This window comes from Tamlana crocina (assembly GCF_012037625.1).
On record NZ_JAAVJS010000002.1, the window covers coordinates 207,407 to 233,877 of the forward strand.

Consider the following 26,471-nt stretch of genomic DNA (forward strand, 5'->3'; position numbering starts at 1 on the left):
TTAATTTGAATTAATACTCTGCAACTTTTATTTTAACTGGCCCAATTAACCCTGATTGTTGTAAAGGCGATTTTGGTGTGATTTTATCGATAACTATCCAAGTGTATTTTTCATCTTCAGCACGAGATTTATCTCTTATCAATTGATTACGCCATAAGTCTACTACTTCTATTTCTAGTATGTTTTCCCCTTTTTTGATAGCTTCTGAAATGTTTAATCGGTAAGGAGCTATCCAAACACCTCCAACGTCTTTTCCATTTAATTTTACTCTCGCCATTACTGATACGTTTCCTAAGTCAATATACATTTCTTGATGCTCAGGAAGTTCGTCAATTGTAAAGGTTTTGCTATATGTTGCTGTACCCGAATAGAATTTTATTTGTTCATTTTCTGAAGTTGACCAGTCTTGTAGTTTGTTAAACACAAGTGTTTCTTTTGGTCCAATCTCTTTATTTTGAAAATCGACTTTAAAATCTTTATCTAAAGTTACTAGCGGCTTGTATTCTGGAAAATTAGTTGCGTTATCAGTTTTGGCTTCTTTATTAAAAATAATAAACCAGCTTTGTGCGCCTTCAAATTGCAGTGGCACTTTAATTCCTGTTGGAGTTATTTCATATTCTGGTAAATCTCTAATTTCTCCAGTTAAGGCATTCCACAATTGTGGTTTTAAACTTTTATCGGTTCTAAAAACTGGAGCTATGTTTAGCTTTTTATCACTTTGATTTGATATGAAATAAATATCCATTTCTGCTGATTTACGATGCGTCCATAAAATAGGTGCTTCTGCATCAACATTAATGTCTTTTGCTAGGTTTATTTCATCAAAAACTTCTGATAATTCGTAACCATCCCAAATCTTCCCTTTTCCATAGATTGCTTTCATTTTGCCGTTAACATAAGTTGCATTCCACATTTTATTTGCCAAATCTTTCACTTGAGTATCGCAAGCTGGAAAATTTTCTAAACTTGGTGATTTCTCTGGTTTTGGCCCTAGAATTGTTCCTCCTTGTGCAACTAATTGTTCCAATTTGGTCAATAGTTCTGGACGCATCGTTTTAAAAGGTGGCAATACCATTACTTTATAAGACATACCATCTGGCAATACAAATCGACCATCTTTAACAGAAAGTCTGTCTACAATTACTTCTGCGTTGATATAATCATAAGAATACCCTTTTGGAATTTCTGGGATTCTACCTCCTGTCATAATAGGCGCATCTTCCCCAATAAAATAACAAACATCAGCCACGTATTTACCTTGTTGCAAGAGATGTTGACAACGACGTAAATAATCAAAATAGCTATCTGCTTGACTAAACCAAGTGTTGTGACGATTGAATTCTGTTCCAAACCAAGCATTCATTCCCGGTTTTCTATTATCATCTGGTTGTTGAATATACAAATGCAATACAAAATGATTGATACCCTCAGTTAATGCCCAATCACCACGTTTTTTAAGCATTGCAGGATGTCTTAAATAGGCTCTTCTTGATGAAGTAAATGCTTCCGCAGAAGTAATGGGTTTACCATATGTATGTGCTGTAGATGAGGATGCTTTACATTCGATATTACCCAATGTTCCTTCATTCCAAAACTCGCCAGCAATTAAATCCGACTGGCCACCATACATCATAAATTCACTAGGAAAACCCCAATGTCCATAATTTTCTAACCAAGTTTTTAAATTATGTTTGTTACTTGCTTTCTTCAAACCTCCTACATATTCGTAGGCTACATCATCTGCAATAGAACGTCGTAAATCCCAGAGAAAGCGTTCGGATAATTCTACACTTCCAACAATTCTACCAGAAAGCACTGGTAAAAAAGGGACAGGGTCGTATCCGTATTTTTCTTTGAACTTCACTTCATAACCATCTGTCCAGTTTTGAGAACCTTGCTCGTAACTATCTGCTACAACATATTTAAATGCAGATTTGCTTTCTTCGGGAATACGTTTTAAAAATTCACCTACAAAGTTGTCGAAATGATATTGTGCCAAACCACTATTCATTTTATCAATTTCATAACCTACACCCTGAGGAGCAGCTGGTGCATTTTTTGTGCCTGTAGGTGTCATTCCCATTCGCATAATCGTCCAATTACCCTCTGGTGCATCCCAATTAAGAACGCCATTTTCATCTAATTTGTCACTCAAATCGATAACCTCATCTGGGTTAACTGTAAAACTCTTGTCTTTTAATTCTTCTTGTCTTCCAAAAATATAGGTATCCCAATCAGGTTTTGGTGTGGAATGCATTTTACCCAGTTGCTTCTCTATGTATTTATCCAATACAGGAGCTTCAGAGATGTTGATTTCAGCAAAGCCATATCCACCTCTCCTATCTCTAAAATTGGTGCATTTTAGAATGAATTTATCGGTTTTTGTTCCTGGTAAAACCGTTGCGAAATCCCCTGTTTCTATAGATGCTACATTTGGTGTAATACGAAAACGGTCGAACTGAAATTCTTTGATAAGTTCTTCCTGACCATTTACCACTGCAAACAAACTCATATTACACTTAAAGGCCCTACTTGGGATGATAGTTATAGAATGTGCTGTAATCGATTCAGCAAGGTCAAAACTAATTTCTAAAGGTTTTCCCTTTTTTGGTTTAAAGCTGGTATTTGCTTCCTTGTTGCCATCAGACAAAACGCTTACATCAACATCATTCCAGTTAGCAGTAATTTTTGTAGGAATAAATTGTGTGCTTCGTTTTTCAACATCTGAAGATTTGAAAGCGAAAGTATGCGTATCTTGAAACTTTTCTTTTGGCTTTTTCAAATGTAAGCTTAGTGTTTTACCACCTTCAACCTTGGTTTCGCTAAAGGTTAAATAACGCATCGCCTTGGTATAATCTACCCAAGGCCCACCACTTTGACTCCAACCAGGACAATTGAAAATACCAATATCTACACCAATACGTTTGCCCTCTACAACAGCGTGTACCATATGGCTCCACCATTCTTCACTCAACATTGGCACTTTTCCATCTTTACGAGCTGGATTGATATTACCGATTAAAGCACCACCAATTCCTGCTTTTTTCATCGCCAACAAATCCTTGGTAATTCCATCTTTTGAGATATCATCGTTAATCCAGTACCAATAACACCAAATGGTGTTGTCTTCAGAAGGTGTAACAAAATCCGATTTGATGACTTCGAATTTCTGTTCTGAAATTTGTTGACTCTTTGATTCATTACATGAACATAGTAGAACAAATACTAGAAGCAGCAATAATTTTGGTTTATAAGTTGCCATTTTTTTCATGAGTAAAGTTAGTTTTATAGTGTCTGTTTCAATAGGTTTAGTTAAAACTATTTTATGATTGTTTTCTTGGTTGTTTTTATTGCGATTGGTCCGATTAAACCTGCTGATAGTAAGGTTTTATCACGTCCGTAAAAATTTGTAATTGTAAACGTAGAACGCTTTTCTAAAGGCGCTGGCTCGTTGTTTAAAAACCACTCTGGCATCACCTCAGCTTTTCGGTCAAATCCAGTTTCGTTTGGGTATTGCTCATCACCAATAAGACGATTTGTCCACTGGTTGCTCACTTCTACTTTTATGGTATTGATACCTTTTTTCAATACCGAAGTAATATCTATTTCAAAAGGTGCTTTCCAAACTACTCCTAAGTCAGTACCATTTACAGTAACTTTTCCTGCTATAGCTACTTCACCTAAATCTAAGATATACATTGTGTTTTTTATCCGTTGTTTTCTACTAATTATAAATTCATTTTCATAAACAGCAGTTCCAGAGTAATATTTTATGTCTTCAACATCATGTTTTGATAAATCTATCAATTCTGGGAATTTAAAACTTTTTACTTCGGAATTTAAGTTAGGAAAAGTAACATTCCATTCATCTTTAAAAGTTAGGTCGATGGTTTCTGCTGATTTTTCTTCTTGCAATGCATTAGTGGAAGTTAAAACATAAGATGCCGAAGAAATTTTATCAATATCTGTAATTGTAGGTACACCTACTGATGCCTCTTTAAATACCACAAAGACAGATTCTTCAGCCTCCAAATGAACCCAAACTTTGGTTTTACCGTCTTGATGTTTAAACTGAGCCGTTTTTATAATTTCACCATTCATCAGATTCCATAGCTCTGGAATTTTTCCATCAACATTAAAGTTACATTCAAACAGTTGCCTAGAGTCATCTGGGTTGAAGAAAAAGTACATATCCATCTTCTCTTCTTTTCGATGAATAAATGGTATATCATCTCGACCTTCAACAGTAAAATCACTGACAATCTTTTCTTTATTCATCATTTTTTTCCACGCAAAACCCTCATATACATTTGGTAAGGCTTTTAAAGCTGCTACAGTTTTTGAAAACTCAGCTTTTTCTTCAGTTGTGTTCAAGTAGCCTGCTACTTGCTCAGGTAACTCGCCAATTACAGGAACTCCTGCTTTTGCGATTTCATAAATCCGTTTTAAACTCGACAGACTTAATTTTTTAGAATTTTTGAGTACCAACGATTTATAGGTTGTCCCTTCTGGAAGTACTAAGGTTTTGTTTTTAATCTTTATACGATTGAAAAGCACGTCTCCATTGGTACAATCAAAGTTTGTGCCTACTGGAATTGCTGGTTCAAAATCTTTACGTAAATACACCGAATTTGGAGAACCATCGCCAATAAACACTAAAAAGTCGGATACAGGAACTCCTTGACGTAACAAGTACTGACCACGCATCATGTAAGTAAACCAAGCTTGTCCTGCATTATCCCACCAAGGCTGAACTCGGTCAAAATGAAAACCCCATCTACCCATAGTCATTCCAGGAGCAACATTTGGATTGGCTTGATGTGTAAAACGATGAAACATAAATTCGTTGATACCATATACCCAGGCTAAATCACCCGAAGTTTTTGCTAGTGCAGGATGCCCTTTCCAGTTAATTTGGGGATTTGATGTAAAGGATTCTGCTGAGGTCACATTTTTACCATAAATATGCGATGCAGATACCGCAGATTGAACCATGGTCATTTCACGACCCATCCAAAATTCGCCCATATTAATATCGGCTTTGGCACCAACATCTAAATCATTGAGTGGTCCAAAACCATAAGGTTCTATATAACTTTTAATACCATCTTGTTTACACAACTCCGCAAAATAACCAAAGTAATTCTCTGCCATTAAATGACAGTTAAATTGACGCACATCCCAAAGTATAGCATCAGAAACCTCATGACTTTCCACAAAACGTCCTGCATAAAGTGGCAATACATCTATTAAATTATACCCATATTTTTTCTGAAACAAGTTCTCATAATTATCGGTCCAATTTTGTCCTCCCATTTCATAGCTGTCTATCTCTGCATATTGCATCGCATTCGGTGCTATTTTTTTGGTGTTCTCAATTACTTTTTTAACAAAAGCATCGTAATGAGTTTTAAAAGCGGGTTTGCTAAATTTATCACATTCTAAACCTCTACCAACATCTGAGGCAGGATTGTTAAACGCTCCTGTAGATGTATAACCAAAACGCATTATCGTCCAGTCACCTTTTGGTAATTTTGCTTGCAATGAACCATCAGGTTTTAGGTGTGACGTTAAGTTTATGATACTGCCTTTATCAATAACCATAGACTTTTCTGGTTGTCCAATGGGTGTCAAATTCGAGTCTTCTGTGCGCCCCATACTAATACGTCCCATGACATTATGAATGCTTTGCGTATTGGATAAACGTGCTTCTTGCAAAGACATTGTTTGGTCAAACGTTATTCTAAAGTACTTTGACGTTACAGCCTCAAAGCTATCATTAATAGTCCACTCCCTTTTTCCCGTTCGTACTGTATAAAGTTCTCGAACCGCTGTAAAGTTAATCCCATCATTAGATACTTGCAGTGTAGCAATTGGGTCGCGTTGATTACAAACAATTAAGATAGACTGTATCGTCTTTTCTTCAGGGTACTCATACTGTAACCAAGGAAGTGCATTCTTCTTTTTAGGAAATACTAACCTACCATCAAGTAATTTATCAACTAAACCATCTGTTTTTACATTTAATTCTGATGAGGTAATGATAGGCTTGTTGGAAGCATCATCTAATTCTGAAGGTAGTGAAGGATAAGCTAAAACAGCTACATCTTTGTAATAGTCTTCCCTTTTTGTGGGTTGTGGTAATTTTACGTTTAACTGACCTCCTTGTACTTGAAGTTCACTCCAAACCAGCATTTTCATACTTTGTTCTGGAGTAATCCATGGACCACCACTGGAAGACCAACCATCGCAATTATGCACTCCAAAACTTAGGCCCAAACGCTCACATTCTGCTGCTGCATGTTTTAACATTTCGTGATGTTCAGGTGAGCCATATTTTATTTTTCCATCTGGAATTTTTTGGTCGATATTGAATAATAAAACACCTCCAATACCCACACGTTGCATCGCCTCTAAGTCTTTGGTCAATCCTTCTTTACTCATATTACCATCAATGGCATGCATCCAAGTACGTGGTTTAACCGAAGCTGGTGGATTTTTAAAGTTTTGTTCTAAATCATTAAGTTTATTTTCCTGTGCAAACGAAAGTGTTACACCAAAAACAAACCAGCATATTATTAAAACTAAATTCAGTTTATATTTCATATCTATCTCGTGTTTTTATATATAATTTTATAGTCTCCATTGATTAAATCATCGATAACTACAGTATTTTTTTCTTTAGTCAATGCAGGAGCTTGACCATTTACAGTCAAATTTGCTGTATCACTAAAAAACGGAAGTACAACCTTTGCTGACGTGTTGGGCGGAATACTAATATTGTAGATAAAATCATTATCCATAAATTTCCACGACGCCGTAATTCTTCCATATTGAGATTCATAACTCCCTGAAGCCTCATTCAATTTTAAGTGAGGCATAGGCGCAAATAAAATCTTCTGATAGCCTGCTTCTAAAGGTGCAATTCCTGCAATGCGCTCGTACATCCATTGTCCAATTGCTCCATAAGCGTAATGATTAAACGATAATGCCCTATCTGCAAAACCTTTATCGTGCGTGTAACCATCCCAACGTTCCCACATGGTGGTGGCTCCCTGATTGATGCTATAAAACCACGAAGGATAGGTTTCCTTGAATAAAATTTCAAACAATTTATCGGCATGACCAGTTTTATCTAAAACTGGTGCCAGTAATGGAGTGCCAATAAATCCTGTTCTTAGATGATTATCGGTATTTTCAAATTCTTTAAGCAAATAATGAATAGCCTTATCTGTTGTTTCTTGTGATAAAATATCAAACCCTAGAGCGAGTAAGTAACCTGTTTGTGTTGGTGTATAAGGTTGTTTTATTTGACCTTCATCATTGAAATATTCGTTTTCAAAAGCTTTTGAAATTGAGTCTAAAAGTTGCTCATAATACTTTTTATCTTCTTTGAAACCAAGAATCTCAGCAGCTTTCATTGTCAATTTAACTGACTGCGCGTAAAATGCCGTAGAAATTAGTGTGTTTGGAGTATCGCCTCTTCTGTCATCTTTTTGTTGGGAATAGGGTTGCAACCAGTCGCCTACAGTAGACATATGGCTGATGTGATTTGTTGCTTCGGAAGTATGATAGGCACACCAACGTTTCATCATAGTATAATTGTCTTCCAAAACACCAGCATCGCCTGTTCTAAAATACAATTCCCAAGGCACAATGGTACAGGCATCAGACCAACCTGCTTGTGCAAAATTCCCTGTAAAATTTGGAACAACAACAGGAATACCTCCATTGGAAAATTGCTCTTCTCGCATACTTGTTAACCAAGCTGCCCAAAACGCATGTGTGTCTGATAAATAAAGTGAAGTTGGTATAAACACTTGAGCATCACCTGTCCAACCCAAACGTTCACTACGTTGTGGGCAGTCTAAAGGCACATCAAAAAAATTGCCTCGTAATCCCCACTGGATGTTGCTATGCAGTTGATTGAGTTTAGGGTGTGAAGAGTTGAATTCACCTTGCATTTCAAAATCTGAATACTGAACCAATCCTTTTACCCAAGATTTTTCTGGTTTGAAAGCTGAATTAAATCCACTTAACTCTACATAACGAAATCCGTGAAATGTAAATGTTGGTTGCCAAGTAACTACTTTATTTTCTTTTGCGATGTAATAGTCTATAGATTTTGCAGAACCTAAGTTCTTAGTAAATAATGCACCTTTTGAATCCAACATTTCACCATGCCGAAGTTTGATAGTATCTCCTTTTTTAACTGGAAGATTTAAACGAACTACGCCTACCATATTTTGTCCAAAATCGAATAAAACTGAATTGTCTTCTGTTTGAATCAATTCAATAGGTTGTAACGTCATTTTATTTTTTAAAGTAGCGTGCTTTTTAGGAAATAGTTGGGTTTTCGGATTGATGTCTTCGGTTTCAACAGTTTCCCAGGTACTATCATCAAAATTAGGTTGACTCCAATTTGGCATTTCAAAATTCGCATCATATACTTCGCCATCATACAATCCTGATGTTCTAATTGGGCCTTTTCTAGTGGCTTTCCAATTATCATCAGAAATAATGGTCTTTACCTTGCCTTTGATATCCTCAATTTCTAACTGGCAAATCACTTGAGGTGGTGCAACTACAGTATCCCATCGTCTTCTAGGTCCAAATCTCCCTGAATGCCATCCTTCAGCGAGGATAATCCCTATGGTGTTTTTATCGTTCTGTAAATTTTCAGTAACATCATAGGTTAGTGTTTCAATGCGTTTATGGTAAGGTGTCCAACCTGGAGTTAACACATCATTTCCAATTTTTCGCCCATTAATGTATGCTTGAAACACACCTTTTGAAGTAATATACAATCGTGCTTTTTTTACATCTGTATCTGATTTAAAATCGTTTCTTAGATATTGTGGTCTAAATAATCGTGTACCATATTGAGTAGTTTCCCATTGTTTTGGGTCTGGAATTTTTATCCATTTGGCTTTCCATTCAGAATTGGACAGTAACCCCATTTCAATTTGGGCTGTTTCACTCCAATTTGATGGGGTATTATTCTCATCCCAATATTGAACTTGCCAAAAAACATTTTGTCTTGATTTTAATGGTTTTCCCTCATATTTTACAAAAGTAGATTGATTTGAGGTAACCTTACCTGAATTCCAAATATCTAGTTGATTTGGTAACAAATCAGGATTTGAAGCTACAACAATTGTGTATGCTGTCTGTTTTTTAACAGTTTGTGATAATTTCCAAGAAAATGAAGGTGTAGCATCATAAAAACCTAAAGGATTTTGGAATCCCTCAGAAACTCGCAACTGCTCTGGAACTTGAACTGTATTTTTGGATATTTCATTACAGCCCAACAGCAGACATTGCAAAAGTATTATGCATATGATGTTAATTCTCATAGATTTGATGTACTACCATATTTAAAAATTGATAGTTCTTTAATACTTTAATACCTTCAATTTTATTCTTCATTAATATGTTTTAAACGCAAAAGTGCTTCCAAATAATAGTAATCTGCATAATTGATAGGTACATCAATCTCACCATTTCTAGGAAAATTACCAACGCTATGCTCTAATATAAATCCGCCATTTTTACCAAATTCAGAAAAGTATTTATCAGAGCTTAAAGACTTTAAAATATTTTCTGCCAACTCTTTATAAACTGTGTTTTTGGTATAGGTGTACAGTTCTAAATATGCAGAAGCATAAACCGCTGCAGCAGAGGCGTCTTTGTGCATAATGGGTTTGTCTTTTACATCAAAATCCCAAATTGGCACAAAATCTTCTGGTAAATTTGCTTTAATGAATGCAGCAATATTGTTGGCTTGCTCTAAATATTTAGGGTCTTTTGTGTAGCGATAGCACATGGTATAACCATACAATGCCCAAGACTGCCCTCTTGCCCAACTACTTTCATTATGTAAACCTTGATGTGTTAATTTTTTAAATACAGACCCGTCTTCTGGATTGTAATCTACAACGTGCCAAGTACTGTAATCCGCTCTAAAATGATTTTTTAGTGTTGTATTCGCATGGTTTATTGCTATGTTTTTATACTTATCATCTCCTGTTAGAATAGAAGCTTCAAACAGCATTTCTAAATTCAACATGTTGTCTATAATTACAGGAAACGTCCATCTATCTTTACCAAAATCCCAACTTTTAATACAACCCACTATAGAATCATAGCGAGAAATTAACGATTCTGAAGCATCAATAACTACTTGTTTATAGTCTTCATTTTTGGTTAACTCATAACCTTCACCAAAAGAACAGTAAAACATAAAGCCCAAATCGTGGGTTGTGTTAATATCTTTAGCATCGATGAAGAGGTTTTGAAAATGGTGTGCGCCTTCTTTCCATTTTGCATCTTGTGTATGCTCGTATAATTTCCAACAAGAACCAGGAAAAAATCCTTGCGTCCAATCCATTTTTCGTTTTGCCCAATCTATATTTCCGTGTTCATCTAAACTTCTTGGTATTTTATTTTCGGCATAGGATGAATCTAATAGCACCGAAAATTGTTTTTCTGCTTTTTCTAAGGTTGCATCGATATCAAAATCTTGATTTTTACAGGAGCTCAATCCTACTAAAACCATTAACAAAATAATTAGTTTCTTCATTTTATTTGTATTCAATGATTATTATAAATTTTATTTTTTATTCCGTTTTTATTGATTTATGTTGTAAAAATTTTTGAAAAATAGTTGCTCTTCGCTCAAATCATTTAGAGTTTTACAATAGTCTTCTAGAATTTGAACTGCATTATTGTAGGTTCCTCGCAAACCAGATAAAGGCCAGTTACTACCAAAAATTACTCTATCTGAACCAAAAGCATCAACTGCGGCATCTAGTAATGGTTTGTAATACTTTAATGTTCTAGGTGCAATTTTTTTTTCCTGAAAGCGTATGCAGTGCTGAAATCTTTATATATACATTTGGATGAGCAGCAATTTCTTGAAGTGATTGTTTATAATTCTCTTCATTTACTAATACACCTTCCTTTAATTTACCGCCACCAAAATGATTGACTACAATATACATATTTGGGTATTCCGTGGCTATAGTATTTACATCTTTTAGGCTATTCACCTCGAGAACTAGATTGCGTTTATCTATGGCTATTAGTTTCCTTATAACTTCAGGTTCAGACAAGTTCAATCCTTTTATTCGCGGACGAACCCCTCGAAACTTCGAATTTTTTTTTAAGGCATCCAAGTCTTTTTCAAAATTGGCATCTAAAGGATTCAAATTTACTGTAAAACCAAGTATGTGCTTTGATGTATCTGCTATTTTAGACAACCAAAAGTTATCTTCTCTTCTCGTACTTGCCTCAACCACATAAGCATAATTAAATCCAGATGCAGTAGCCACATTTAAAAATGCCTCCTGTAAATGCGGACGAAACAACTCTGGGTTGGTATCTTTATTTTGTTTATTTAAAAAGGCATAACTACTATCTCGATTGGTATCATACAAATGAATATGCGCATCTATTCGAGCGGTATTGTTTTGAGCCAAATTAGATGTGACAAATGCCACAAGCGATAGAAACACAAGGTATACTCTTAAATTAATCGTCATAAAAGTAATTCCAACTATTTTGTAACCACATCCCAAACTTTAGAGCGTATGGATTTGCCATCTTTATTTTCAACAGTAAGCACCACCGTCCAATGGTCTCCTATATTGTATTGATGCACCGGATTTTGTTCACTAGATGTAGTTCCATCCCCAAAATCCCATGTCCACTTTTCAACGTTGCCCACCGATTCATCTTTAAAAGCGAAAACTCGTCTATCTCTATCTACCTCAACAAAAGACCAATTGGCTTGAAGTTCTTGAGCTAATTCCCTAATCAATGGCATCAACCTAAAAGCATTCAAAAAATCGCCATCATGAATCATTTTAATATTATGCGCTAGGTTTATAAAATCCTTTCTTTCCTTATTTTCGTCATCATAATCCAAAACACACCATGATAAAGCAATAATTTCATTTTCTTTTAGTTTTGAAACGGCAGAACGGTCGATACCTTCAATAGCGGCATAATCGAATGGCGTAATCCAAAATTCCATTTTAAGTGTTCCGGATTTTCCTTGTTCTAAATTATATTGATAGGCCGCATTGGCATAAGGGAAGTCTTTAATCCAAGGCGTATTACCCCAAACCATGGCCCAGTCCTTATTTACGGCAGGCATAAAAACGTGATAGTTCTGTGCATGCGCCCCATGACCTCTAAAATGTAATTCTTCAATAGGAATATGTTTTTTGTTTGCGTTCCATTTTTTTATGAAATTACCACCAGAAACATCGGCATCAACTACCAATTCAAAAATATCTTGTTTAATATCGAGTTGTTCAAATTCCCAGAAATCATCAAAAACCTCAACGTAAAAATATAATCGGTTCAGGTCTTTTACCCATCCCACTTTAACACTGATATCCAAATCGTTTGCATCAAGATTAAAGCCAATACCATTAATAGATTCTTTCATTTGGTCTAAACCTATGGCATACGTTTCTGGAACCAAGTTCCAATCGGAAAAGTCGCCATCTATTCGCGGCATTTTGTGTTTTGGAAATTGAAAAATAGGGTAAATGGTATCGCGATTGGATTGGGCATGCGACTGTGGCATACCTAAACCAAAAAACATAATTATCTGAAAACAAAATAGTGAACGCATTTTCTATTTTTTAGTCCTATCAATTCTTTTTGCCACACGCAAACCTCCCTTTTGAATACCTATTTCTTCTGGGTGATATTTTTCTGGGTCGAATGCAGGATTTGCAATTGGTAAAACCGCATTAGTATCTTGAAGGTGAGCTTCAATTATGGCATCTAAATGTTTTACTTTTTCTGGATATTTTCCTGCAAGATTATGTACTTCTCCAATATCTTGCTTTAAGTTGTATAAGAAATATTGGTGTGCAAAATCTTTTCCGTTATAAAATACTCTAATGAGTTTCCAATCACCCTCATGAACAGAAACCGAAGGTGGCAACCAATCTGGTATTTTTGGTTGATGAGGGAAATAGGTAATGATTGGTCCTCTATCTTGGTTTTCGCCCTGTAATGCTTTTGTAATATCTACACCATCAATTTTGTGTTTTTTAGGTAATTTGATTCCTAATTGATTCAATATTGTTGGGTAAAAATCTGTTGATTGAATCATCACATCTGATGTTGTTCCTGCTTGTGTAATTTTTGGCCATGCCACAATACAAGGTACTCTTGTACCACCTTCGTAAATGGTGGCTTTACCTCCTCGTAAAGGACGATTGCTTGTGGGTTCTGTAATAAATTCTTCTCCAGATGGTGTTGTTTCACGAATTCCATTATACATATTTCCCCCATTATCACTAAAGAAAATAATGGCAGTGTTATCACTAATTCCTAGTCTATCTATTTCATCTAGCAAACGTCCAACTGCTTGGTCTAAGGAATGAACCATAGCAGCGTATGTTGGCGAATGTTGTAAATCTGTAAAATCGATTTTAGATTGGTAATACTTTATCAAACTTTCTTTAGCATCAAAAGGAGCATGCACCGAGAATTGCCAATAATTCATATAAAAAGGCTTACTTAAATCTTGTGAGCGTAACCAATTTACAGCTTCCTCTGCCATTCTATCTTCAATATGTTCGTTTTTATAGTTGGCTTTAAAATTTGAATATTTCCAAGGTGCAACAAAACTACCTGCTGGTCCTGGTCCAGCCCAATGCGGAATATCTACATCAAATCCATGTTGAATGGGTGTGTAGGGTTCTCTGCCTAAATGCCACTTTCCAAAATGTGCTGTGTTGTAACCATCTGCTTTTAATAATTTTCCTAAAGTTGGAATAATAGTATCTAATCTTGTAGCAGGTTTACAAGCAACTGTTTTAGAATCTGGAGCGGCTTTTGGAGGTACCGACGCTTTTAATTGTACTTTAGATTGATGTGCATCTGGTGAGGTAATTCCTGTACGTGCAGGTGTTTGCCCGGTTAAAATACTTGCTCTTGTTGGCGAGCATAATGGACTTGCAGCATAAGCCCGAGTAAAAGTTACGCCACGAGCAGCCAATCGTTCTAAATTTGGTGTTTCGTATAGTTTGGTTTTTCCATAAAGTGTTACGTCTGCCCAGCCCAAATCGTCGGCCAGAATAAACACGATATTCATTTTCTTGTTGTTTGTATTTTGTGCTTTTACTGCAATAAACAACAGACTAAATAGTAAAAGAGTGATTCGTTTTTTCATTATAAATACTTAATTAGTTTTTAATTTCAAAGGTTACTTTATATTCTGGTTCTATAGATATTTCTCCAATACTTACTATATCCTTTTTTGCAGTAACTTCTTCATCAAGCAACATATTATCATCTGTTGCAACATTTTTAACTTTAGCACCTGCAGTTGTTCGTAACATGAGCCCATCATTAGCCAACTGATTTTTGAAACGTTTTAAACCTATTCTCCAAAAACCACCAAATTCATCTCCAATCATAGTACCATCTTTCAAATCAAAAAGTCGGCAGATATCTCCGCTAAAATTAAAACTTATATACACATCATTTAATTCTTCAAAAACTTCAGGCTTTAAGAAAAGAGAAGTTTTCACATCATTAATTTTAACAATATCTAGAGCCACTTCTTTTTTAGGTAACGAAGTATTATACTCCGTAAAAAGGCCATTCTTTTTAGGTTTAAGCGATTTCCCATTTATAGAAACACCTTTTATCTGTGGAAATGATAAAAAAGAAAAGTCATTTGTTTTACACTTTGATAACGAAATAGAAGAGTTTGTACTAATGATATCTTGATTGGAAATGAGCAAATACTTTTGCCCATTGAAATTTGTTTCTATAGAATGTTCTGCATCATCATTAGACAGCAAGACAAGATTGGTAATTTTGCCACTTTTTGAAACAATTTTTATTTTTTTATTCTTATCAGGACTTATTTTAATAGTTGCCTTTGGTTTATTCACATTAAACTTTTGCTCATTGTAAGAAATACGCTTAGCTTCTTTTGTTGCAATAACAAACTCCGCTGACTGATCGTGAGGCGAAATAAAAAACTGATAATATTCACCTTTTGTTTCTAAAATTGATGTTGGTTGTGCTGTTGCCGAAATAAGTTTGACACCATTCTTAAGAGTTAAGTTAAAAGGAAAGATACAGTTATAACCATTTTTAATGGAAATTTTGCCTGAACTTGGAATATGAATACTACCATCATCCGTAGTTACTTCCATTTTAACTTCTGTATCGTTAAAGGGATTCACGTTTCCATAATAAGAGGTAATTAAAAAACCACTATTATTATTTGCACGGGCTCTTAATCTCATCCAAGCATGGTCTAGGTTTTTCTCTTCTATATCTTGCTGTACCAATTGTGTATTCGCTAATTCTTCTGAATAATTCAGTAAAAACTGGTGAATTGGACGAAGCATGTAATAAGCAGGACGAGGTTGTCCAAATTCACTTATGGGTGCTCTAAAATCATAAGAAATCATTGCCATATTGTTCGTTTTACCCATAAAGCCAAAACGCTCGCTTACAGGATTACTACCTCCATGATACAAGTAATATCCTAATGTAAGTGTCTCAATACTTCCAAGAGCTGTTGTAGCAGTGGTAACTGCACTTATGGCTGGTGGAAAAATGGAAAAATTTAATCGAGTTGGTGTTCCTGCTGCTCCCAATTCACAAAATCCTACAGGTACTTTTCCAACATGCTTAAAAGTTCGAAAGGATGTGATACGACTATTATTTTTACCTGGAGGAAATAAATACATATAACCACCAAAAAAAGGAAGAAACCCTTCAGGAAAATCTCCAGGATGTTTACCCCATGCTGTAGCTGAAAAATACAACGGATTTATACCCACTTCTTGAGCAATGTCCCTCAAATTGTAGTAGTGCTTGGTCCACTCTTCTCCATCTTTAGGACCTCTATGTTCATCACTTGCAGTAGTTTTATAATACGTTTCCCAAGAAACAGGAGCATGACCTAATTCATTTTCAAGTTGAACATAATAAATTGGTCCACCTTGTTGCCAGTACAACCCTTTCATTTGTTTGGATAATTCACTATAATAATTTTTTACAGCTGCCAAATAACCTGGATCATTGCTTCTTTCTCTATAAGGCATTCCATAAATCCAAGGTGGAAGTCCTCCTATCAGAAATTCGGAATTATTGTAAGGTCCAATTCGAGGAATAGCCTTTAAACCATGTTTTTGACATAATTCAATAAAATATCGAATATTGTTATTCCCAGAAAAATTAAATTGTCCTGGATAGGCTTCTATAAGTGACCAGAATACGTAAAAAGAGATCGTATTAATACCGCCAGCTTTTATTTCAAGCAGTGCGTTTTCCCATTCCTCTTGAGGGTAACGCTGTGGATGGAATTCTCCCATGGTTATTGCCAAAGGTTTCCCTCCCTCCATAATATGATAATTATTGGCATAAACACGGGCGCCACCAGCTCTTTTTCCACCCCAATTATCTAATACAGGCATTGGATTCAAACCTCTTCCTTTTACGTTAACAGTGTGCTTTTGAGCATGAGTTGTAAAACATATCAATAAATTCATACTCAATAAAACGACTACACGCATTCTTTTTTTCATAATCAAGTTGTTCTTTTTTAGACTTTTAGTATTACAAATTCATACTTTCCAACCATATCCATAGATTTAGCTTTTAGCGTGAGCCTATAAATGGTATTTCCCCAGACTTTTGACAATTTCTTTTCTGTAAGCGCTATTGGTTCTGTAGTAGCTTCAAACTGGTTTTCGTCGTAAAGGAGCTTAACAATTTCGTTTCTGGCAGTTACCAGAATTTCACCTGGTTTTCCCAAATTCACCTCTCCCCAAGTCATAAAATTAAGCTGATTGGGTTCTATTGTTTTTGTTAGCGAAAACTTCTCCTTGATGCTCAATCCATCTTTCTTTAATTGATAGCTACGCGTCCATGATTTTACCCCAGCTTGCTCTGGATAGGCCTTGGAGATATCTGTAGTAAAAGTTTTTTTATTTTTATTAAAACTTGAATTAGTTGCTTTGAATTTTGCCCCTGGACTTTGTGCAACGCCATTAATAAGCGGCACATTGTGATAGTTGCTTTGCATGGTCCAAAGACTGTAACGATCAGGGCCAAATGTTTTGGCCGTGTAAGACCCCACTCCTGTATCGATAAATATAGGCGTTGCATTAACATAAAACATAAACGACCCTACGTCATTGTGATTATGATTTTCTAGGTTATAACCGCCCTTTGCTGCCACAAAAAGCCCTTGAGGATTACTCATAAAGCAATATTCGGTCTTAGGATACCAGGAAAAGGAAGGAACTTTAAAAACGGGCTCAGTATGCTCGAGTTCCTTTGATATGGTTGCATTTCTTAAAGTTCTATCAATATCTCTTTTATAAGCAACTGTAGTTTCTGGGTTTTCCTCTTTCAAATAAGCTGCAAAATTCATCATATCTTGACTTGTAACTGCTTTTCCAAAGGCATAAATAAAATAAGGATTCCCACTGCTCTTGGCTGAAGCATCGGCAAAATTAACTACCCATCCATTGCCTATATTGGCCCGGTAAACATATTCTGCCATCGCTTTTATTTCGGGTTTGTCAAAAATGGAAACCTTTCCTGAGGTCAATTTTTCCAACAAGTCTAAATAATCGAACATTTTTCCTGCTGCAACTCCCCAATAACCTGGACCTTCGTCGCAGGCACCATCTTTATCTTCATTAATAAACATGTCTACAGATTGCATGGAACGATACACAGCTTCAGCCAATTTCTCTTTATCGTTTTCCATCAACATAAAACATTGCAATACATTGGCATTACACCACGGATTCCAGTTGTTTACTTTTGGTTTGTTTTTGGCATAAGGCGGAAGTGCTGTCCACCAATAATTCATATTCATATAAGGTTCTAGAATACGCTTTTTCACTTCAAACTGAATACGCTCTGCAATAAGTGGATTCACTTTATCAAACTCCTTATTCAAGAAATAATATGCCCATGACAACATAGCTCCGGTTTGCGAAGAATACAAGCCAATCAAGTTTTCGTTAACATCAGGAAAGTGATTTTTTATTTTTTTTGCCGAAATTTTGAAATGTGCGGATAGTACCCAAGAGGTCATCTCGCAACTCACAAATACACCATCAATGATCTGATCTAAAAACCGTCCTTTTCCTTCGGCCAATTCCGCTAGAAGTAATGCACTAAGCGCATCTTGATTATCAAAATAGGGATCTTGCATGGTATTGCGATTACCCGTTCTGGAATAATCGAGATAATCGGTTGCTCTAACCACTTGCCATTTGTAATCTAGGTATTCTTCTCCCTTTTCAATCAAACTCACTTTATGATTTCCCAATAAATTGTTCCACGCTTCTCGATTGCTATAATCTGGATAATTAACCCATTTTTGATCCATCACTAACATTTCCCGCAACTCTTCTTGAATACAAGATGCTGCTAAAAAATCCCGTTGTGCTGATGTAGAGTAATGAATCGAAAAAAATATTAAAAACAACAAAATCAATGATATATTCATTGATCTAGCTTTAGTCTTTTCATCTAAAAACATTTGTTTATTTCCTGTAGAACAACTTAGATTCATTTTAAAGTTCTCTAATTTTTAAATTTCTCCAATGAATAATGCCTTGTTTTCCGCCGTGCACCTGAAGTCCGATAAACCCTTTAGGAAATTCATTCTTTTCATCAACCCAATATGCGGCCGGAATACCGTTTACCCATGTTTTAAAAACATTCCCTTCCACTTTAATGGTAAGTCTGTTCCAGCCACTTCTATCAATAGCATCTTTTAACGGTTTATGTTCAGGTGCTTTTAAAGGATAGAACCAGCCACCACAATTTTGACCGTAGATACCGCCTGACCAACCACGGCCATTTTTAGCCAAATCTTCCATTTCGGCTTGTGGACCAATTACAGTATTTCTATTCGGGTCTTTTCGGATTCTAGAGCGGATTTGAACACCTGTATTACCATCAACTTCCCATTTCATTTCACAAGTAAAAATGAAATCTTTATACTCTTTATCGGTACATAAAAAAGTACTTGGTCCTGCACTACAGGTCCCAACAATTTCTCCATTGATGACCTCAAACTTCATAGTACCTTGTTGGGTTGACCAACCGTTTAATGTTTTGCCGTCGAAAAGTGACTTGAATTTTTTACTTTTTAGTTTTGGTTCTTTATCTGTATTTAGTAGCTGTTTTTTATTATTTTGATTGTTTTGTGCTATTGCAGTAATTGATAGTAGCACTGCGCTAAATAAAAAGATAAGCTGTTTTTTTGTATTCATAAGAAAGTTTTTTTGTCAGTTATTTATAAGAAGCTGTCAACTGCCATGTACCAGGTTTAATCTGAAAAACTAAAAATTCATCATCTTCACTTTTAAAATCAAATCCTTCTATTTGCTTTTTCAACTTATTTTTTCTCCAAACATTTTTACCATTTACCAAAATTTTTGCAATTTCTTTCTCTTCTTTAGGAATGTAAACTGTGGCTGTAGTTTTTTCTGGAGAAATTAAATCTAGTTGATAGTTGCTTGCTGTTTTATTAACTTCTACAGTAATATCTCCTTGTACCGAAGGTACAATCTGTTTTACAGAAGTCATGTGAGCTAAATTTGGTTTTACTTCGTATGAAGACCAAGCCACATCAGTTGCCTTTATACCTGCAATATATCTAGACAACACGTAATTAGGCGCATTCCAAGCGTGATTATACGTACCTCTTAATTTTGGTTGGTATTTTTCATAAAGTGTTGTCAACCACTTCATGTTTACTTGTTCTTGATAACGGTCTTTCATACGTTGCAAACCTTTATCATATTGACCAGTAATCATAATCGCTTCTTCTGCTATCCATTCCATGTGTGGACTTGACTTTTTTACAGGAACTAAAACGCTATCAACTAAAATAGTATGGTGTTCCTCTTTAGCTAAACCACTAAGAATAGCCAATGCACTTACACGTTCTTCAATTAATTTATTTTTAGAACCATAACGATTTCCTTGCCAATATTCCTTTTCGAAATTATTTTTAATACTGTTGATACGTGAATCGTACCAAGCAATATCTTTGGTTTCTCCTAAAGCCATTGCCATTTTTTTGGCTGACTTTAATGCTATATAATAAAGAACTACATTTGTTGCGACAGGGTCTGTATCTATACCCCAATCTACCCAATTGGCATAACCTTTTCTATGTTGTGGCAATCCATTAGGTTGCATAGACCATAGTTTTAAATAACTTACAACAGCTGGATATGCATTTTCAAGTGTGGCTTTGTCTCCTGTATTGTAGTAGTATTGCCAAATACCTTGATCTATATATTGCAAACTCTGCCCTGTTAACTCACTACTTTTTCCTCTATATGCTCCAAATCCAGGTGCTAACCCCTGAATGGTATCACCACTTCGATACGCAATGGTATTATCGATTCCTTTTTTTAGTAACAAACGCCCAGGTTCATCCAAAGTATAAAAAACTGCTCCTGTCTGGTCTGCTACATCACCAATCCATAACCCCCGTTCTCTGTCGGGGCAATCCATATAACCATCTCTTGCACATACATATAATGTATTTCTAGCCATCCACCAGAGTCTAGAAAAATAAGGGTCACTACATTCAAAATGGCCAGTCATTTCACCCACTCCAGTCCATCTGTATTTGAGTTCTAGCACTTCTAACCCTGGAGGAATTGAATATTTCACAAAATGACCATTAATCCAGGAATAACTTTCAAATTCCTGAACACCATCTTTAGTAATGTAAGTTCCCTTAAGCATGTTAAAGGGATTGTCCATTTCTGCTACAATGGTTCTACCAGCTTTACTATTCACTTTTAAATAGGGCGTTATTTGCTGATTGAAAGGTAATTTAGCATGTATCACAACGACAGAATCTGTTGTGTTTGTAAAAGGTAATTTTATAATTTTTTCCTTAGTTTTCCCTAAGGATAATGAGTCATAATCTACTAAACCTCTATCATTCCATTGTGGAATCGCACGTTTTACTAAAGTCCCCCAAGGTTGGCCATTGGCAACACCTTTTACAATGGGTTTATCCCAGTTTCTATCATCATAATTGTTCGTGTACCAAGCATTATCTGTCCAATCACCTAAACTTTTTTGGGCATCAAATTTCACATTGTAAGCATTAACCCGATTGGCACTACCTCCTCCCCCGCCACTTTTGGGGTCGTAAGCAGGGTGAACTTTGATTTTCCAAGTTGTATCAGATTCTAAAACTTGCTGTCCTAAATCCGCATAAAACAATAAACCACCTTTACCACTATCATCATGTACTTTTCGGGTTCTGCCCCAATACCACACTAAAATAGCAATGGTGTTTTTTCCTTCCTTTAGGTATGATTTTAAATTGACCTCATCATAATAATTGGAATCCGGTGCAGCTCCTCGTGCTAAACCGCCTTCAAACAGAACCATTTCCCCATTAACCCAAAGCCAGTATTTGGTATCTACAGCAATATTTGCCAATGCGTTTTCAGGAATGTCCTTAAGGTTGAATTCCTTTCTAAAGGCCACCCAAGTATTGGCAGGTCCAGCTTCTTCTTGCCAAATCCATTGTGCACTACCCCAATTTGAAGTATTATTAAAAGCTGATGTGCAAAGTATTACTAACAAAAATACAATTGAGTGTTTTAGAAATTGTATTGTTTTAAGTAGTATTGACATTACTAATTTAGGATTAAAAACTTTTGATTTTTTTTTTTAGAATGGAAAATTAACCAAAGATTAGCTTTTAATTATCCTGTAATATCATGGTTTAAACTAAATTTTCAACAAATTCTAACCACTCTTAGGTTCAATAAATTCCCTAACTTCTCAATCTTATTAGCAATATGCCCCACACCTATGGCACAATGATGGGATGGCCCTTGTTTAGACCATTCGTTCATAAAAGCGCGTGCCCCGATTGAAAAACGGTAACGGCTATTAGTGTTACCAATATGCAATACTGGCCCTTGCACCGATTCGCCTTCTGCTACTAATAAAAACACGTCGTCTTTCCCTTCTACAACAGACAATAAGGTTACCGGACCGTGTTGTACCGTCATTTGAATGGATAAACCTTTTCCGGGTTTACCATGATAAACAGGTAGCGGTACGAGTTGTACCTTTCCTTCCGCTATTGCAAAATGCGCTGGACCATCATGCCCTAAGATGACGATGTCATCATTAAAATCCATAGCATAAAATTCTGAAAATGAACCGCCAACACCAAAAGCATCCATGATTTTCATAGCTTGTGCATTCTTCACTTCATACTCACCAGCTACAGGAACATTTTTTCCTGTTAGAAGCGTGTTACCTGCAATTACAGAAGTAACTATATTTTCATAATCGTTGGCAGTTTCACCTTCATAATAATAAGCCATAGAGCCTAAATTATGGTTTTCAACCAATTTATCTAAAGCTATAGAGGTTTTTGCGGCCCGTACTAATTCTGATTGTTCACAGGCATCAATCACGTCAAAGGCGCTTCTAAATTCAGCTATTTTTGCTTCTACCTCTGTCTCGGTTGCGGCATCTCGGTATTTTTTCACCTCGCACATTTCTACAATTTCAATGTGTGTACCGAAGGCTGCAGATTGTTTTGTTAGGTCTGCATACACATCTAACATTCCGCAGTAATAATGACCTAAAACACCCAAGCGATTATTCGCCATAACTTTAGCAACTTTGGCGGCATCAATCCAATCTTGAATATCGTCCCAAACAGCTTGCTCGTCAAGATAACCCGTTACAAATTCATAATCTATTCCCGAACGGTTAAACACATTGGCCAACTCTGGAACCGAACATGCTTGACAATGCGCTAGCCATTCGCCAGTCATGGCACCTCGGTCTCCAAGTTTATTAAAACTCTTATAATCAATCGCAGCCACAGGTTGAATATTCAAAATAATGGTTGGACATTTTAATTTTTGAACTACTGGCAACACAGTTGAAGATAATGCATAAGTAGACACGTATAAAAATAATATATCCACATCTTCGGTTTTTAAAACTTGTGCTTTCTCACGGGCTACCACAGGCGAATCTACCAAACCTACATTTACAACTTCGGCACCAAAACTTTCCATTTTATTGGCTATTTGCTGCTGATAGCCTTCTAATCGTTCTAACAAACCTTCAAACTGGGGCCAATACGTATCTAAACCAATACCAAATAATCCTACTTTCATCTGCTACTATTTATTTAAAAATTTTAATTTCCTTAATTGAGGGGGCTTTATCTGCTTCTTCAATAAATACCCTACACTTATTAGAAGTTACCGCATCAAAAACGTGTTCTTTATTTGCTCCACATTTAGAGCCCTTAGCCAAAATAACCCATTCATCATTTTGAAAATATTCAATGGTATATTTTGAAATATTCTGTCCGTATTCATCAATAACTACTTTATTAAATGTTTGAGGCTTTACCCATTCTACCTCTAAATACTGATTCGTGTTACCATTGGCAAGCCATCTAGTTTCTTCATTGTCATCGTTAGCTTTAAAGGCTTCAAATCCGGGTAGTTTTTCAGTTTCTATAAACATGGATGACGCATTCATTCTTCCAATTGATGCTAAGTTGCTTGGTGCATGTATTGGGTCTGGAAACTCTGTTTTTGGTAAGGCATTCACTTTAAAATCATAAATACCCGACGCTACATTGTATATGATGTAATTGCCAACCGCTTTATTTTGTTCTGAACCCACATATTCAACTCCTTCAGATGTTTCAGCTAATTGCCCACTTTCATAAACATCATTTTTATCATTGGCGGGCAAATATACCATTGCCGAAGTATTTGCTGGGATTTCAATATGAAACGAAGTACCCCCATCCTGTTTTTCCCAATTCACAACCACGTTACCATACATGGATTTGTATTCGGTATTGGCGAATTTTAAATCGCCCACAACCGCAGGTTTAATCAACATCTCTTGCATACCCGGTTGTTCCGGATTGGGACGAATACCACCAAAACCTTTTATAAAATAGCCACCAATACCGGTATAACAGGTGTGAATTTGACTATTACCAACGGCAGACCAACGCTCTGGCCACGTGGTATGCCCCTGCTCTAAAAAGTAGCCGTAACTAGGGTGATGCTTGTCTTTTAACAACTCGTAAACCAAATCCATACGCTCTCCAGATTCAATAAAATAACGTGTGTAAAGCGCTTGTCCGGAACTCCCTGTATCGTAATATGGGAAATCATATAGCACATTGTTTTCCAATTGTGAGGTTACTTTTTCGGTTTCCTCTTCTGGAGTTACACCTGTTAACAATGCAAAAGCTTGATTCACCTGTATGCCATCTGAATACTTTCCAGTATCTGCATCATATGATAAAGCATGTGTTGCCTTTTGTTGCACTTCCAATCGCTTCGCATATTCCTTTTCATCTTCAGTTTTACCCAAAGCCTTAGCTATCCCCTTGGCACATCCTAACATATAAGCATATAAGCAATTATTGAAGTGGGCTGCTCCCGGAGAATTACTGCTATCCCAAAAATTACCACGTGGTGTACACCAATCCCCTAATCCAGGCATTTCTCGTTTACCACGCTCACCAATTTTTAAAGCACCTCCTTGACTAAAATTGGAATTGTTGTACAACCAATTCATCCATTTCTGCATAGATTCATAATTATCTTCCAGCACCTTTTTATCACCCAACATGCGGTAGGTTTCCCAAACGGTTAAAGGACTATTTGCCTTCCACATTAAAAATGGACGGTCTTCCTCGTTAATTACGGCACGTATCTGTCCATCGGAAAGTTGCGCATCTCTGGTATATTGTAAATATTGGTCCATATAAGCGCCACTTTCGAAATTTGGAAGCGCATCACCGTACATGGCGGCCACCGTAACCTCTCCCCAACCTCGGCGTTCGCGATGCGGACAATCTACCAAAATACCATCCATAGTATTTGCGAGATAGGTATCAAGATTTACTTCGTAAATCCTGTTCAACAATGAATCGGAAGATCTAAATTGGCTAATTTGTTTTCTATCATTGGTTACCACATAACCTTTTACATCGTTTACCTTTGGTTCATATTTTAAACCATAAACTGTAACATAACGGCCTCCAGCAACATTAAAACGGTTAGTAAATGTACCTTTTCCAGATTTCCCGAAAATATATTTGCTTTTTTGCTTCCAATTCATAACTACTTCTTTTTGGTCGCTTATTTCAAAAAGTATAGAATCGCCTTCCACTCCATTTTGTAATTTCATTTCGAAGAAGCCCGTATAATTGCGTCCCATATCAATGCGAAATGTACCATTTCTATTGTTTCGAATAGCCTTAGCTCTTAATTCTTCAAATTTTACTTGAGGCTCCACCATTTGCGCACTTAGCTCTGCCTTTATAGGACCGTATAAAGCCCGAAGTTCTCTGTCTTTATTACTATTTAGTGCTATACTGATATTATTCCCTTCAGGTATTTTGGTGTTTAATACTTCATGATTATAAACAGTGGCGTTTATCCAATCGCTATCGTCATAATCGGCATTACACCAATCGTTTTCCTTTTTTCTGTCATCAATGGTTTCACCACCAAAACGCAAAATATCCCAATCGCCATAATATTCGGAATGGCTTTTTTTGGTTTTCCAAGAGGTATCGGTTTTTAAAGTGGTATGCTCATCGCCAACAACAATTTCTGCCTGTGCTTTAAAGACAAAAGGGATATTGCGATATTCTCTTATTCTTTCCCAACGGGACCAACCTGCGGCATGCCAAATGGCAATTACATTATCGCCTTCCTTCAATTTATCCGATACATCATAAGTGAGGTAAGGAATCCGTTTCTTCATGTATGAAGACACCGGATTCAACACATTATCCGTAATTTTTTCACCATTTACGTACAATTCGTGATAACCGAAAGAGCCTACAAATACAAATGCTGAGGAAGGATTATCTTTTAATTCGAAATTCTTTCTGTACCAATTATGGTCTGTCTTTTTCTGGTCTGGTCTTAAAATCCAATCGCCTTTCCAATCAGATTGGTTTAATAAGCCCATTGAAAAATTGGCTGGTGTACTCCAGTTTGAAGCGACTTCATCTTTATCCCAAATTTTTACTTTCCAGTAATATTGTTTTGCCGATTCTAATGCTTTTCCTTGATAATTGATATTTACAGATTGGTTGGTTTCAATTTTATCAGAATCCCAAACATCGCCATTATTGCTTTCTAAATTTTCTAAGGTACTGGACACTAAAATTTGATAAGCAGTTTGTTTTTGCCCTCTTGTTTGCAAATCCTCTAGCAATTTCCAACTTAACCTTGGTGCCGTATTATCAATTCCTAAAGGGTTCGATTTATATTCACATTTCAGTTCCGTAACCTTTACTTCTAATGGTTTAGTATTACAACTGCTTAACGTATTAAGAACCAATGCAATGATTAGATATGTTCCAAAATTTCTTAGATGCTTCACTA

Annotated in this window: 14 protein-coding genes; all 14 read right to left on the bottom strand. The window is 36.1% G+C overall.

What is annotated here, in order from left to right; genetic code table 11:
* Positions 1-10: 10 nt before the first annotated feature.
* Positions 11-3,271 carry a glycosyl hydrolase gene (locus HC176_RS02275; protein ID WP_245234815.1) on the bottom strand — a complete coding sequence of 1,087 codons (3,261 nt, stop codon included), beginning with the start codon at positions 3,269-3,271 and terminating at the stop codon, positions 11-13.
* Positions 3,272-3,318: 47 nt separating this feature from the next.
* Positions 3,319-6,606 carry a glycosyl hydrolase gene (locus HC176_RS02280; RefSeq protein ID WP_167916558.1) on the bottom strand — a complete coding sequence of 1,096 codons (3,288 nt, stop codon included), beginning with the start codon at positions 6,604-6,606 and terminating at the stop codon, positions 3,319-3,321.
* Between the two features lie 2 nt (positions 6,607-6,608).
* Positions 6,609-9,356, bottom strand: coding sequence for an alpha-L-rhamnosidase (locus tag HC176_RS02285; RefSeq protein WP_167916559.1), 2,748 nt, complete (start codon positions 9,354-9,356; stop codon positions 6,609-6,611).
* Positions 9,357-9,418: 62 nt separating this feature from the next.
* A complete protein-coding gene (locus HC176_RS02290; protein WP_167916560.1) occupies positions 9,419-10,582 on the bottom strand; it encodes a glycoside hydrolase family 76 protein in 1,164 nt (387 codons plus the stop codon).
* A gap of 48 nt (positions 10,583-10,630) precedes the next feature.
* Complete coding sequence (locus HC176_RS20355) at positions 10,631-10,870, bottom strand: amidohydrolase family protein (protein ID WP_167916624.1); 240 nt, start codon at positions 10,868-10,870, stop codon at positions 10,631-10,633.
* Positions 10,839-11,543 carry an amidohydrolase family protein gene (locus HC176_RS02300; protein WP_167916561.1) on the bottom strand — a complete coding sequence of 235 codons (705 nt, stop codon included), beginning with the start codon at positions 11,541-11,543 and terminating at the stop codon, positions 10,839-10,841. Before HC176_RS02300 ends, HC176_RS20355 begins: the two co-directional genes overlap by 32 nt.
* A gap of 14 nt (positions 11,544-11,557) precedes the next feature.
* Positions 11,558-12,646, bottom strand: coding sequence for a PKD domain-containing protein (locus HC176_RS02305; protein ID WP_209309637.1), 1,089 nt, complete (start codon positions 12,644-12,646; stop codon positions 11,558-11,560).
* A 3-nt stretch (positions 12,647-12,649) separates the two neighbouring features.
* Complete coding sequence (locus HC176_RS02310) at positions 12,650-14,200, bottom strand: sulfatase (RefSeq protein ID WP_167916562.1); 1,551 nt, start codon at positions 14,198-14,200, stop codon at positions 12,650-12,652.
* Between the two features lie 13 nt (positions 14,201-14,213).
* The gene (locus HC176_RS02315) at positions 14,214-16,580 is read right to left on the bottom strand and encodes a beta-galactosidase (RefSeq protein ID WP_167916563.1); all 2,367 of its coding nucleotides are present in this window, start codon (positions 16,578-16,580) and stop codon (positions 14,214-14,216) included.
* Positions 16,581-16,597: 17 nt separating this feature from the next.
* Positions 16,598-18,523 (bottom strand): heparinase II/III domain-containing protein, encoded by a 1,926-nt coding sequence (locus tag HC176_RS02320; protein WP_167916564.1) that lies wholly within the window; start codon positions 18,521-18,523, stop codon positions 16,598-16,600.
* Between the two features lie 67 nt (positions 18,524-18,590).
* Complete coding sequence (locus tag HC176_RS02325) at positions 18,591-19,295, bottom strand: 3-keto-disaccharide hydrolase (RefSeq protein WP_167916565.1); 705 nt, start codon at positions 19,293-19,295, stop codon at positions 18,591-18,593.
* A gap of 19 nt (positions 19,296-19,314) precedes the next feature.
* The gene (locus tag HC176_RS02330; RefSeq protein ID WP_167916566.1) at positions 19,315-21,696 is read right to left on the bottom strand and encodes an alpha-L-rhamnosidase-related protein; all 2,382 of its coding nucleotides are present in this window, start codon (positions 21,694-21,696) and stop codon (positions 19,315-19,317) included.
* 104 nt (positions 21,697-21,800) lie between these two features.
* Positions 21,801-23,210: an L-fucose/L-arabinose isomerase family protein gene (locus HC176_RS02335; protein ID WP_167916567.1), complete on the bottom strand. Its 1,410-nt coding sequence runs from the start codon at positions 23,208-23,210 to the stop codon at positions 21,801-21,803.
* A 10-nt stretch (positions 23,211-23,220) separates the two neighbouring features.
* Positions 23,221-26,469, bottom strand: a complete 3,249-nt coding sequence (locus HC176_RS02340; protein WP_167916568.1) for a family 78 glycoside hydrolase catalytic domain — start codon at positions 26,467-26,469, stop codon at positions 23,221-23,223.
* Positions 26,470-26,471 lie beyond the last annotated feature (2 nt).